General features: G+C 35.9%; 13 protein-coding genes and 1 pseudogene. All 14 read right to left on the bottom strand.

The annotated features are described in order from the left end of the window. Positions 1-15 precede the first annotated feature (15 nt). Positions 16-426 (bottom strand): annotated as a pseudogene (locus RMR19_RS22055) (GNAT family N-acetyltransferase); the annotation flags it as partial. Between the two features lie 152 nt (positions 427-578). Beyond that, on the bottom strand, positions 579-848 hold the full coding sequence (locus RMR19_RS12590; RefSeq protein ID WP_310603841.1) for a hypothetical protein: 270 nt from the start codon (positions 846-848) through the stop codon (positions 579-581). 131 nt (positions 849-979) lie between these two features. Beyond that, complete coding sequence (locus RMR19_RS12585) at positions 980-2,428, bottom strand: 4Fe-4S dicluster domain-containing protein (RefSeq protein WP_310603840.1); 1,449 nt, start codon at positions 2,426-2,428, stop codon at positions 980-982. Between the two features lie 11 nt (positions 2,429-2,439). Then, positions 2,440-3,975, bottom strand: coding sequence for a glycoside hydrolase family 43 protein (locus tag RMR19_RS12580; RefSeq protein ID WP_310603839.1), 1,536 nt, complete (start codon positions 3,973-3,975; stop codon positions 2,440-2,442). Between the two features lie 120 nt (positions 3,976-4,095). Continuing rightward, positions 4,096-5,076 (bottom strand): Gfo/Idh/MocA family protein, encoded by a 981-nt coding sequence (locus RMR19_RS12575; RefSeq protein WP_310603838.1) that lies wholly within the window; start codon positions 5,074-5,076, stop codon positions 4,096-4,098. 310 nt (positions 5,077-5,386) lie between these two features. Then, the gene (locus tag RMR19_RS12570) at positions 5,387-5,806 is read right to left on the bottom strand and encodes an HIT family protein (RefSeq protein ID WP_310603837.1); all 420 of its coding nucleotides are present in this window, start codon (positions 5,804-5,806) and stop codon (positions 5,387-5,389) included. A gap of 210 nt (positions 5,807-6,016) precedes the next feature. Next, entirely contained in the window at positions 6,017-6,556 is a 540-nt protein-coding gene (rbr, locus tag RMR19_RS12565; protein WP_310603836.1) for a rubrerythrin, read from the bottom strand. Positions 6,557-6,766: 210 nt separating this feature from the next. Further along, positions 6,767-7,624, bottom strand: coding sequence for an ATP-binding protein (locus RMR19_RS12560; protein WP_310603835.1), 858 nt, complete (start codon positions 7,622-7,624; stop codon positions 6,767-6,769). Between the two features lie 207 nt (positions 7,625-7,831). After that, positions 7,832-8,938, bottom strand: coding sequence for a cysteine desulfurase family protein (locus RMR19_RS12555; RefSeq protein WP_310603868.1), 1,107 nt, complete (start codon positions 8,936-8,938; stop codon positions 7,832-7,834). 248 nt (positions 8,939-9,186) lie between these two features. After that, positions 9,187-9,648, bottom strand: coding sequence for a transcriptional repressor (locus tag RMR19_RS12550; protein ID WP_310603834.1), 462 nt, complete (start codon positions 9,646-9,648; stop codon positions 9,187-9,189). A 50-nt stretch (positions 9,649-9,698) separates the two neighbouring features. Further along, positions 9,699-9,836 (bottom strand): FeoB-associated Cys-rich membrane protein, encoded by a 138-nt coding sequence (locus RMR19_RS12545; RefSeq protein WP_310603833.1) that lies wholly within the window; start codon positions 9,834-9,836, stop codon positions 9,699-9,701. 59 nt (positions 9,837-9,895) lie between these two features. Further along, positions 9,896-12,082 carry a ferrous iron transport protein B gene (feoB, locus tag RMR19_RS12540; RefSeq protein ID WP_310603832.1) on the bottom strand — a complete coding sequence of 729 codons (2,187 nt, stop codon included), beginning with the start codon at positions 12,080-12,082 and terminating at the stop codon, positions 9,896-9,898. A 17-nt stretch (positions 12,083-12,099) separates the two neighbouring features. Then, positions 12,100-12,324: a FeoA family protein gene (locus RMR19_RS12535; protein ID WP_310603831.1), complete on the bottom strand. Its 225-nt coding sequence runs from the start codon at positions 12,322-12,324 to the stop codon at positions 12,100-12,102. A gap of 434 nt (positions 12,325-12,758) precedes the next feature. Further along, on the bottom strand, positions 12,759-12,968 hold the full coding sequence (locus RMR19_RS12530) for a FeoA family protein (protein ID WP_310603830.1): 210 nt from the start codon (positions 12,966-12,968) through the stop codon (positions 12,759-12,761). Positions 12,969-13,140 lie beyond the last annotated feature (172 nt).

The raw sequence follows: 13,140 nt of genomic DNA, 5'->3' as shown, positions 1-13,140 counted from the left end.
ATCTCCCTCACCTAACTCGCCAACAATTGTATATCCTGATTTCTCATACAATCGTATCGTTTCTACACTTGATTTACTTGTAAAAAGGGAAAATACAGATGCGGTATTACATTCCTTTTCAATTGCTTTCATTAATTCCAAAGCAATTCCTTTTCTTTGGAAGTTCGGCTTTACGATTACTCTTCCAATATGGCATTTATTATCTTGATCTACAATTGCTCTTATCGAACCAACAATTTTATTATCTACAATATATTTTAAAAATATTTTATTCTCAAACTCTTCTTTGATTTCTTCGTATGTTTGAATTATAGGTTTAATATTAAAATTATTTTCAGCCTCTGCGACTTTATAAAATGCTTCTTTTTGCAATTCCAAAATTGATATTAAATCTTCTTTGATGGCTTTTTGAATAATGTATTTCATGACTTTTACCATTCCTTCATTCTTTTGCTATGTAATTTTTATTTTCATTCTATTATACACTATCTTTTGACTTTTTGGAATTTTTCTATGAAATCAATAAAAGTGCAAAGCCATGAACTAAACTGACTTTACACTTTAATCTTTTCTATATGTTATAACATTTTATTTTTAATTTGTTCTATCTCTTTTTCAAGAGCCAAAACCTTTTCTGTAAGGGTATTTACTTTCATTTCATACAGAAAATCTTTATCAGTAGTCTTTGCTTGATTTAACTTGCCACTCAAGTTACAATGGCTTTCTGCTATTAATAGCATGTTTTTATCCGTGACATTTTCTAGATGTGATTTTATATATGTTTGATCTTGTTTAATAATTTCTATTTCGCCTAGAATTAAGTCAAGTTTTTCATCAATTGTCATCATATTCTCCCCCTTTTATATGTACTAATCGTTTGATTATATCACATGCAAAATGCAAAGTCCATTTCATTATAATGGCACAATTTGACCATATCCCCAAAAAACAGACATTATACACCCTCTGTAAATAAGCTCTACTCCCTATGCATCGAAAATGCTTTCATATCATAGTTTCCTAGATTTTCATGGATTTCACGTTTGTCTGCTTCTGCTATTAATCGTCCTCTTGCCTTCTTCGCAATCAACTCTTCTTCATAGCTACTTGGTCCACCAACACAGCCGCCATCACAAACCATACCTTCAATGAAATCCTCTGGTAGTTTGCCAGCTTTTAATAGCAATAATGCTTTCTTACATTCTGCCGCACCATTTGCCTTACAAACCTTTGCATCAATTTCTTGCTCTGTCTCCTTCATGCATTGTAATACGGCGCCTGTAACACCACCTGCATTAGCAAATAATTTACCAAACACGCTGGATTCCTGATATGTATTCTCTGTTGGTTCAAGGGCAACATCTTTCGCTTTCATAATGGCACGGAATTCACTATATGTTAATACATAGTCTGCATTTCCTTCTATGTTTTGGTCTTTCACTTCTGATTTTTTAGCAGTACAAGGGCCAACAAATACCGTTACTGCATTAGGATTCTTTGCCTTAATCATTCTCGAAACCCCACACATTGGTGATACGGTTGTTGATATGTACGCTTCTAATTCCGGATAATGTTTCCGAATCATATTCACGAATGCAGGACAGCAAGATGTTGTTTTCTTCTTTCCTTCTTTGTAGGCTTCCACCCATTCCTCCGCTTCACTCGCTGCTGTCATATCACCACCAAGTCCTACTTCAATCAAATCTGTAAATCCAGTTTTCTTTGCTGCAACTTTCCAACTTTCCATTGTGATATCTGTACCAAATTGACCTTCTGTAGCTGGTGCTAACATAGCATATACTGGTCTATCTGATTTGAGAGCTTCCACAACATCAACAACAAATGTCTTTGTTGCAATTGCACCAAAAGGACAGCTATGAATGCAACGACCACATTGGATACATTTTTTAGGGTCAATTTTTGATACACCATATTCATCATATGTAATCGCATTCACTGGACAAGTGTTTTTACATGGACGTTTTAATCCTGCAATCGCATTATATGGACAGACCTTTGAACATTTTCCACATTCCTTACATTTTAAAGGATCAATATAGGAACGGTCTCTTCCTTTTGAAATGGCATCAAATTTACAGGCATTGATACATGCTTTACCCGCACAATTTTGGCAGTTGTCTGTTACCACATAACTTGATATTGGACAGTCTTCGCAGGCTGAACTAATTACTTGCACGATGTTACCATCATCTACAGAACCAACCGATTTGCCTTCTACTAATCGGATTCTTTGTCTGATAATCTCTCGCTCTTTATAGATACAACAGCGAAATTGTGGCAAAGGCCCTGGTATTAACTTCATAGGAATATGATCTCTCTCTTCCTCAAGTCTACCTTCAAATGCTAATTTTGCAACTTCATACATAACATCGTGTTTAATCTTAACTAAATTCTCATCTGCATACATAATTCTCTCTCCTATCTGCCTATATAAGACAACCAATTAAAATCAGCAAAACTACTGCTTTCCTTACCATTTGATGTAATATACATTCCTATTGTACAGCCAACAAACCCACCTGCTACTTCTGTACTAAGCGAATTCATAGTAATATCTTGTGCCAAAGTCTGCTCTATACCATCTTGTTTATAGCGAATACTCAATATCTGGTCTTGTCCTGTCAGTATAATTTCGATTGGTTTCGATGCAATCTCACACTCTCCAAGTTCAAAACGCTCCTCTTTGTTTCTTAGCAACGCTTTTAGATATGTCTTATCCTCTTTTGTTACTATTGCAGCGGTTAAATAATACTCATTACTTTGTACAATTGCCATACCTGTTTCTTCACCCTCAACGATATTCCAAGTCAAACGAGTCGATGCTTGGAATCGGTGATGTTGCTGTCTTATCCCTGTATACGTAGAACTCACTAAATCGTCCATCGTTTCCTTACGTGCATGCAGTCGTAATATTCCTTGCTCTTTCCTAATCTCATAGGCTGTTTCATCTGGATTGTGTAGGAAAACAAAATGGCAATCTAACTTATCTTCATAAAAATGATAACATGGATTATTATAAGTCTGTTCCTGCTCCTCTAGCAAAATCTCGATCTCATCTGCTATGATTCCAATTCCTTTATTTACTACAGGCCAGCCATCTTCCCAATCCACTTTTGCAAGGAATGTCTCTCTTCCCATATTGCAATATCCTTGTTTGGGTCTTGATGCCAATAGCACCATATACCATTCACCATTTTTATCTTGAACCAAATCACCATGTCCCGTATTGATAACAGGATAGCTCTTACCAAGATGTCTATGGGTAACAATTGGATTCATTGGGCAAGATTCATATTCTCCTAGTAGCGCCTTGCTTCTTGCAATCGTTATCGAATGCTCAAAACCCGTTCCACCTTCTGCAATCATTACATAGTAGTATTCGCCAACTTTATATACATGTGGCCCTTCTACCCAGTTCGCATGTTTCATAGAACCTCTCCAAAGAACGTGTGATTCTCCTAAGAGTTTTCCGTTTTCTAAATCCAGTTCCTGCAACCAGACTTCACAGTCACCCCAGTACTCTTCTCCATCCGAATTTGCTCTTTGCCCTACATAATATGCCTTGCCGTCTTCATCAAAGAATAACGTCGGGTCAATTCCATCTGCACCTTCAAGAAAATATGGTTCAGACCATGGACCTGCTGGATTTGTCGCTGTAACATAGAAGTTACCACCTCCTCCAACATTCGTCGTTATCATATAGAATACCCCTTCATGATAACGGATACTTGGTGCGAAGATGCCCCCTGAATGCCACTGGTCATCAAGACTGACTTGGCTTTTTCTCGTTAAAACATTTCCTATCTGCGTCCAGTTCTTTAAATCCTTACTATGAAAAATCGGAACTCCCGGAAAATATGTGAATGTCGAGTTGACAAGATAAAAATCTTCTCCTACTGCACAAATAGATGGGTCAGGATAATATCCTGGCATAATTGGGTTTATAACTTTCATACAAATAACCATGCCTTTCTTATCGCCTGCAAACGTTGTGTTACAGGCTCAAATTATGATGTTGTGGTCAAAAAGATATTTTGCCCCAACTGATACACCGATTGCCACGCATTTCATGCTCTAATTATCCGTCTCATCCCAAGGGTAAATCACACCCCATTGTTTACGAAGGGAGTCCATTAATTCCATAATTCGAATTGTTTCTGCATGTGGCATCTGCGCACATTCTATCTGTCCATTTTTCATTGCTTCGACACAAGCTTCTACTTCATATTCATAACCCGTAATCTGATCTTGGAATTCTTCTTTCTGAATTAATTCCTCCCTACTATTATACACTCGAATTTCTTCGCAGTTATTAATATTCTGGATTTCCATATATCCTTCTGTCCCACTTACAACACCCATACGATTTGTTCTTGCATGAAACGTACTGTGAAGCGTTGCCATCTTCCCATCCGTATAGGATAACGTAATACTGTTCATACTGTCTACTCCTCTATCCGTCAAAAGTGCGGTAGACGATACCTCTGAATAATCCGAGCCGAAAATCATATGCGCAAAATTAATTGGATACACACCCAAATCTAACAATGCTCCACCAGCTAGTTCAGGATCACCCAAACGTCCTTTTTCAGGAATTGCATAGCCAAGATTCGCTGTAATGGAAGTTACCCTTCCAATCATTCCACTTTCAATAATAGTCTGTATTCTCTCTCTACTTGGCATATATCTTGTCCAAATGGCTTCTGTTATAAACACATTCTTCTCTTTCGCAAGTGCAAGAATCTCTTTTGCCTGCTTCGCAGTCGCTGTAAATGCTTTCTCACACAAAACAGGCTTTCCATGTTCAATGCATAGTTTTGCCTGCATATAATGATGGGAATGTGGTGTTGCAATGTAGATTAACTCCACTTCTTCATCTTGTACCAGTTCTTCATAGGAACCATATGCTTTCTTAAACCCATTCTTCGTCGCAAATGCATTTGCTTTCGATATGTCACGTGAGGCTACCGCGTAACTTTCTATTCCAGCCATTTTGCTTATCGTATTAGCCATTGTTTGTGCAATGTTTCCTGCACCAAGAATTCCGAATTTCATTATATAATGCCTCCTTTTTATCTATCTCAATTATGTTTGAAACTATTTCTTATATGTTTTATTATACACCTAACTTCTACTTCTTACTACGAGAAAGATACGATTCTCTGTACATAAAAAATACGTTGTTACTGTTCATACAAAACGTTCACAGCAATAAAATATGCTCCTTCTTTCAACAAACCATTCTAGTCAGCAAATGGTTTCTCTCAGAAGGAGCATCTCTTAATAATCTCTCATGTTTTACAAGTCTCAAAGCCTTACTTTTTCATGCAGGCATGAAGTGCATGACCTTTCAACCTTTGTGTTCTTACATTGCGTCTCTTAGTTTTTGTGCAAGCTCTTCACACTTTACGTCATCAATCATAACCTTACCGCTGTTCATGGTAAATGTTCCACCCCATTCACTTCCACCCTCGTACTTAGGAACTAAGTGAAAATGTAGATGACGGCCAGTATCACCATAAGCACCATAATTGATTTTGCCTGGTGAAAATGCTTTGTGCATTGCGTTCGCTACTTTCGCAATTTCAGCAAAATACGCATTTCTTTCCTCATCTGATAAGTCAATTAACTCACTTACATGCTTCTTGTGAGCTACAATAACACGGCCTGGATTACTTTGTTCTTTGAATATATACACAAAGCTATTCTCCATCTCCATTGCTAAATATCCAAATTTAGCTACTAACTCACCTTGCATACAATACGCACAATTCTGATCTTTCATACTATTCTCCTTTAATATTCTAGTATTTTGCCAAAAGATTCAGATAATAACTCCAAGGACAACGGTTGTTATTTCGTCAAAACACCGCTTACCTATGCTTTATCATACCATATAATTCGTAAAAAAACTATCACTCATTTCTTTTATAAAATCGAAATAAGTGATAGTTTTATGCTGTTGAAATCGAATTTATTGTTCTAATTTCTATTCCTAATAATTCTCTGCTTTAACTTGAAAATACGCTTGTGGATGTGCACATACTGGACATACCTCTGGTGCTTGTTTTCCAACAACAACATGACCACAGTTTGAACATTCCCAAATTGCATCTCCCTCTTTTGAGAATACAAGTCCACCTTCAATATTCGCTAACAACTTACGAAATCTCTCTTCATGTTCTTTCTCTATCTTCGCTACTTCTTCAAATAAGAATGCTATTTTATCAAAACCTTCTTCTTTTGCTTCCTCTGCGAATTTCGCATACATATCTGTCCATTCGTAATTTTCACCTGCTGCCGCATCGTTAAGATTCTCTACGGTATCTGGCATACCACCATGCAATAATTTGAACCACATCTTTGCATGTTCTTTCTCATTATTCGCAGTTTCTTCAAACAATGCTCCAATCTGTACATATCCTTCTTTTTTCGCTTTTGACGCATAATACGTATACTTGTTTCTTGCTTGTGATTCCCCAGCAAATGCTGCCATTAAGTTTGCTTCTGTTCTTGTTCCTTTTAAATTCGACATGTTTATTTCCTCCTCTGATATAAAAATTCATTCATTTAAAATATCTTGATTTCATGTAACTGTCTCTATTATTATATCATATTTTGGTAATTTGTGAATACTCTGTGACCAGTAACAGAGATATCGCTTTCTATGAGAAAAAAAGATTGCAGATAATCAAGTAATCAGCTATTCCTTATTATCTCTGCAATCTTTCATTGTTATACTTCTTTATTCTTCTTTTCTTTTATCATAATACGTATCAAGGAAAGAATGCTCTACACCCTTTTGCTTGTACGATATTAATGTGTCAAGACTTACATTATGGATACTATTGAAGATATTTGTTTCAATTGTCTTATTATCTTTCTTTAGTTTTTTGATAAGTTCTTTTACTTCTTGACGTTTTGAAACACTAACACCATTATCACAAGAAGTACAATTTTCTGTAAAACGACACGCACATTGAATAAACTCTAACTCATTATAGTTTTTCCATGCTATTATATTCTCTTCTAATATACAGTACATTGGACGAATTAATTCCATTCCTTCAAAATTTGTACTATGAAGTTTTGGCATCATTCCTTGAATCTGCGAACCATATAGCATACCCATCAATGTCGTTTCAATAACATCACTCATATGATGACCAAGCGCAATTTTGTTACAACCAAGTTCCTTTGCATTACTGTATAGATTTCCTCTTCTCATTCTGGCACATAGATAACATGGTGACTTATCAATTTCATTTACAATATCGAAGATATCCGTTTCGAATATAACAAGTGGTATCTCTAATAATTTTGCATTACTCTCAATCTTCTGACGGTTAATTGGATTATAGCCTGGATCCATCATAAGAAATGTAATCTCAAAAGGAATCTCTGTGATTCTTTGTAATATCTGCATCAACTTAGCCAACAACATCGAATCTTTACCACCAGAGATACAAACTGCAATGTGATCGCCCGCTTGAATTAATTCATACTTTTTAATTGCCTGTACAAATGGTGACCATATTTCTTTTCTAAATTTCTTGTTGATACTTCTCTCTATTAATTGACAAGTTGTTAATTCTCTACTCATATTTTTATTATTTCTCCTGCTTTTGTTCTTTTTCTTGGAACGATCTATTATTTTCCCTTATCTCAATCGATGAATTGAGTGAGTAAATCATTTTGCTATCGTCCTATTCTTATATTCCTTAACTATCTGGGACTCCCCCTTCAAGTTACTCTATTATACTATATATTCTCCATCTAATTAAGTCAACTTTTCTATAAAAAACACTGCTCACCTACATCCATTCAAAATCTCCAAAAATATATCTATCTCCTCTTTTGTAGTAATATGACTCATACTTATTCGAAAAGATGACATTGCTCTTTTCTTATCCTTTGTTACTGCAAGTACCGGCTTTGACGGTGTTGTCTTTGTAGAACATGCCGATTTTGCCGATAAACAGATTCCCTGTTTTGCAAGCCTTTCCTGCATCTCATATCCCCGAATCCCCAATATGCTTATATTGAGAATGTGTGGTACACTTTCTATCGGACTATTTATTATCACATACCCACTTTTTCTAAGCCTTTCTCGTAAGTAGATATTATTCTCTTTCACAACTTGTTCTCGATTAGTAAACTCGTCATACGTTAACTTAATCGCTTTCCATATAGATGCCGCCATCGCTACTGCAGGTGTACCACTTCGATAAATCGTTGTACTTGCACCACCATGAATTAACGGTTCCATTATCAAATCACTTTTCTTAATCAGAACTCCACAACCATTCAAACCATAGAATTTATGCGGTGCAAAACTAATCGTATCGCCTAAATTAAAATCAAACTTAACTTTCCCTATCGCTTGTGTCGCATCAATATGTAAGCGACAGTTTGGAAATTCCTTAACAATTGATGCAATCTCCTCTATTGGCTGAACAATTCCCAACTCACTATCAACAGCACAAACCGTCACTAATACCGTATCATTTCTTAATAGTTCTCTTAAACTATCTCTATCAATCGTTCCATCGTTACAAATAGCAAGTGATTCAACTTCATACCCTTGCTCTCGAAGATACAATAGCGTTCCACTGACAGAAGAATGCTCCAATCCAGATGTAAGTATGTGCTTTCCCATATGCCTACTACTTCTGGCAATCCCTTTAATCGCAGTATTATTGGATTCACTTGCACCTGATGTATATACAATTTCTCTTTCTTTTAATTCTAATTCTTTAACTATTCTAGCGGTAATCGAATCCAGCTTATCCTTTGCCGCAACTCCAAGCGGATGAAGTGAATTCGGATTTCCAAAGTACTCTTGATTTACCAAACAAAATTCTTGCAGCACCCGTTCATCTGTTGGCGTATTTGCTGCATAATCCAAATATATCATATCTTTCACTCTTTTCTTGCCTCTTACTCTGTTTAAGTCATTTATTTTATATTTTTCTTATAGGAATAGTAGCATTATAACATATGTAATTCAAGATGGACAGTCTATTTTTACAATGTTGCAAAACATTTTTCCATTCGTAAGGAAGAGCTTTTCCTACTAATTCAAAAAAGCTCTCCACTAGGATAAACCATTCTTATTATCTAAATGATTATCCACGGAAAAGCTTTTTTCACTATCTATATGTTCTACATTACCGTCTCAACCGACGCTATCTTCTGTCTATTTACATAGCCTAAGCTTGTTAATCCAGCAAGAATGATATCATTCCACTTCTTTGGTGATATCTGATATATCGTTCCATCATCTAATGTTACCATACGTCTGATTTCTTCTATGTCTTCTTGTGTGTGATTGATTAATTTGTACATATTACTTCTTCGAATAGCTCCAATTTCTTCAAGTGTGTTGACCATTCGATAAACGGTAGCCTTGCCGATTTTAGAATCCGATTTTGATGCTTGATAGAAGATTTCCTTACAGCAAGAACATTCTTGTTGCAGAATAATATCTAAGATAAGCAATCTCTGTTTTGTAATCCTACAACCGCTTTCTTTTAATTTCTCTATAATATGCTCTTTTTGCATCTTTGAACGATGATAACTTCTTTGTTCTTGATCGCTACTGCATTCACATTGTCCTTTTACCATATTACTACCATGCCTTTCTCAAAACCTACAAACTTTGAAGCGCAGCTATATTACGAACAATGTCCACCACAATGCTTGCAATCTCCACCACATACCATTGAGTTACCTTTTTTCTTCTCGTTTAGCATGTGCTTAATAATTAATGTTACAATACATACAAGAATACTACCTACAAAAACTGTACCCATCACTACACACTCTCCTTTCAAACCTTAGAGACTTATCTAATTCTACAACGAACTCCTATTTACAAAGCAGCCTCTAAAACCACTTTCTTCTTCTGACTTGGTCTTACCAATAAGAATATAAACACTGCTACTATCACAAATGCTACAATTGTTCCAAATCCAAATGCTCCCGTTGTAATAAGTGTTCCAATTTGATAGATACAAAGAGAAGCGAGATATGCTAATCCTGTTTGATATCCAATTGCGAACCAGAACCATTTTGCATTGTTCATTTCTCTCTTAATTGCTCCCATTGCTGCAAAGCAAGGTGCACACAATAAGTTAAATACTAAGAATGAATATGCTGCTACGGTAGTCATACTCGCAGCAAGTGTACCCCAAATCTCATTACCATCTTCCGCAACTTCAGCAAATCCATATAATACGCCAAATGTTCCTACTACATTTTCTTTCGCAATAAGCCCTGTAATCGCTGCTACCGCAGCTTTCCAATTTCCCCATCCAAGCGGAATGAAAATTACTTTTAGTCCGTTACCAATTGCTGCAAGTATACTGTGATCAATTTCCATATCGTCTAACATTCTGAACTGACCATCTACAACGCCAAAATATGTTGCAAACCATACAAGGATTGTTGATAGTAAAATAATAGTTCCCGCTTTCTTAATGAAAGACCAACCTCTTTCCCACATACTTCTTAGGATATTACTAACTGTTGGCATATGATATGCTGGTAATTCCATAACGAATGGTGCTGGATCTCCAGCAAATACTTTTGTTTTCTTTAAAATAATACCCGAACAGATAATTGCAAGAATACCAACAAAGTAAGCACTTGGTGCAACCCACCATGCTCCGTTAAATAATGCACCTGCAATTAATGCAATAATAGGTAATTTCGCTCCACAAGGGATAAATGTAGTTGTCATAATTGTCATCTTACGGTCACGGTCGCTTTCAATTGTTCTTGATGCCATAATTCCTGGAACACCACAACCACTGCCGATTAACATAGGTATAAATGATTTTCCTGATAATCCAAACTTTCTAAAGATACGATCCATGATAAATGCTACTCTTGCCATATATCCACAAGATTCTAAGAATGCTAAAAATGCAAATAGAATTAACATCTGTGGCACGAAACCAAGTACAGCACCAACGCCACCTACAATACCATCTAGTAGTAATCCTTGTAACCAATCCGCACAGCCAATCGCTTGTAAAGCAGATTCTAACATAACTGGAATACCTTGAATCTCTAGTCCGAACAAGCTCCAACCTTCGCCAAACACTCCGTCATTTGCCCAATCAGTAGCCCATGTTCCTACTGTTGTTACAGACACATAATATACTAAGAACATAATTACTGCAAATATTGGTAATGCAAGAAAACGATTCGTAACAATTCGATCAATCTTATCGGATACTGTTAAACTCTTATGACTTTTCTTTGTACAACAACTTTTTATAATAGATGAGATAAATACATATCGATCATTCGTTATAATACTCTCCGAATCATCATCCATCACTTCCTCAATTTTAGCAATTTCTTTTGAAATGTCAGGAACAGTCTTTAGCTTTGCCTTAATCTTTTCATCTTTTTCTAATAATTTCACTGCAAAGAATCTTCTTTGACTTTCCTCTACTTCTAATACAATTTTTTCTTCTATTTCGTCTAAAATCGTTTCTACTTCATTCGAAAATACTTGAACTGCTTTCTCTTTGCTTATTGATTTATCTGCTAATTTCACAGCCTTCTTTGCTGCTTCCTCAATACCGGTTCCCTTTAATGCAGAAATTGTAGTAACTTCACAGTTTAATGCTTTACTTAACTTATCAATATGTACACGGTCACCATTTTTTTCAACAACATCCATCATGTTAACAGCAATAATCATTGGTATTCCTAGTTCCATTAATTGTGTTGTTAGATATAGATTTCTCTCTAAGTTCGTACCATCAATAATGTTCAATATAACATCTGGTCTTTCATCAATAAGGTAGTTTCTTGCTACCACTTCTTCTAATGTATATGGAGATAAAGAATAGATACCTGGTAAGTCCATAATCGTAACTGCCTCACCTTGATTTGAAAGATATGCTTTCTTTAACTTTCCTTCCTTTTTCTCAACTGTTACACCTGGCCAGTTTCCTACAAATTGATTTGAACCAGTTAATGCATTAAACAATGTTGTCTTACCACTGTTTGGATTCCCTGCTAATGCAATCTTAATTCCCATTTTATTCACTCCTTCTCTTATTCCTCTACTTCTATCATCTGCGCATCTGCTTTTCTTAGAGATAACTCATACCCTCTTACGGTCAATTCCATTGGGTCACCTAATGGTGCTATCTTTCTTACAAAAACCTCAATTCCTTTCGTAATTCCCATATCCATAATTCTTCTCTTTACAGGACCTTCCCCTGTAAGTTTCTTAATCGTCACTGTCTTCCCACAAGGAATTTCATTTAATGTTTTCATAGTTATACCCATGCATATCACAAGCCTGCTTGTGATACTGCTCAAATAAATACAGGTGAAAGAATCCTATTGCTGCATGGTTTCTCCTTTATATTTATTTTCTTTCACCTTTTTATCCTTTCTCTCACTACACTACTATATAGGTATTTGCGAAACTCTGATTATACTTGACTGCTTCTTGATTAATCTACGCTAACGAAAAAACGATAGCGAAACATCTTTAGTACTTCTTGGTGTATACTATGCGACCTAGGAAGGCGAGGCATGGACGCCGAGCCAGCCTGAGCTGAGGCAGAATGCCGAATCGAAGGCGTTTCCGTGACCTCTGAATATCTATCCGTATACACCTAGAAGTACTTAGATGTGCAACGTGTTTTGTGTTAGCGTAGATTAAGCAAGAAGCTTAGACACATAAAATGGAGTTTCGCAATTACCTATACCAATATCTTTCTCGCCATATCTTCTCCAATTGCAACTCTTGATTCTTTCACATTCACAATTACATTTCCCTGAATCTTAGATATTACCGTAACCATTCCTCCTGTCACGAATCCAAGACTTTCTAAGAAACGTTTCGTTTCATCTTTTCCTCCAACTTTTTTAATAAGTTTTTCTTCCCCAGCTTCCATCATTGTTAATGGCATACTCTCATCTTCTTTCTATATAGATTTTTTATAATGAGTTGCCCGACAAATGAGGTATTATAAATCTGCCTCTTTGTCATATTGTTCCTTGAAAATTTAATATATTATCTTCTATTGAGAGAAGTGATAATCTTTTGATATTTTTCACTCTGCATAGATTAGTTTCCGCAAC

The organism is Anaerosporobacter sp. (assembly GCF_031551385.1).
GTDB lineage: Bacteria > Bacillota > Clostridia > Lachnospirales > Lachnospiraceae > Anaerosporobacter.
The sequence above is the reverse complement of the archived record's forward strand: the minus strand, read 5'-3'. Positions and strand labels throughout refer to the sequence as shown.

Excerpts from the sequence above, each read along its gene's own strand:
- RMR19_RS12590 (WP_310603841.1), bottom strand. The coding sequence starts at position 848 with ATGATGACAATTGATGAAAAACTTGACTTAATTCTAGGCGAAATAGAA.
- RMR19_RS12585 (WP_310603840.1), bottom strand. The coding sequence starts at position 2,428 with ATGTATGCAGATGAGAATTTAGTTAAGATTAAACACGATGTTATGTAT.
- RMR19_RS12580 (WP_310603839.1), bottom strand. The coding sequence starts at position 3,975 with ATGAAAGTTATAAACCCAATTATGCCAGGATATTATCCTGACCCATCT.
- RMR19_RS12575 (WP_310603838.1), bottom strand. The coding sequence starts at position 5,076 with ATGAAATTCGGAATTCTTGGTGCAGGAAACATTGCACAAACAATGGCT.
- RMR19_RS12570 (WP_310603837.1), bottom strand. The coding sequence starts at position 5,806 with ATGAAAGATCAGAATTGTGCGTATTGTATGCAAGGTGAGTTAGTAGCT.
- rbr (WP_310603836.1), bottom strand. The coding sequence starts at position 6,556 with ATGTCGAATTTAAAAGGAACAAGAACAGAAGCAAACTTAATGGCAGCA.
- RMR19_RS12560 (WP_310603835.1), bottom strand. The coding sequence starts at position 7,624 with ATGAGTAGAGAATTAACAACTTGTCAATTAATAGAGAGAAGTATCAAC.
- RMR19_RS12555 (WP_310603868.1), bottom strand. The coding sequence starts at position 8,938 with ATGATATATTTGGATTATGCAGCAAATACGCCAACAGATGAACGGGTG.
- RMR19_RS12550 (WP_310603834.1), bottom strand. The coding sequence starts at position 9,648 with ATGGTAAAAGGACAATGTGAATGCAGTAGCGATCAAGAACAAAGAAGT.
- RMR19_RS12545 (WP_310603833.1), bottom strand. The coding sequence starts at position 9,836 with ATGGGTACAGTTTTTGTAGGTAGTATTCTTGTATGTATTGTAACATTA.
- feoB (WP_310603832.1), bottom strand. The coding sequence starts at position 12,082 with ATGGGAATTAAGATTGCATTAGCAGGGAATCCAAACAGTGGTAAGACA.
- RMR19_RS12535 (WP_310603831.1), bottom strand. The coding sequence starts at position 12,324 with ATGAAAACATTAAATGAAATTCCTTGTGGGAAGACAGTGACGATTAAG.
- RMR19_RS12530 (WP_310603830.1), bottom strand. The coding sequence starts at position 12,968 with ATGCCATTAACAATGATGGAAGCTGGGGAAGAAAAACTTATTAAAAAA.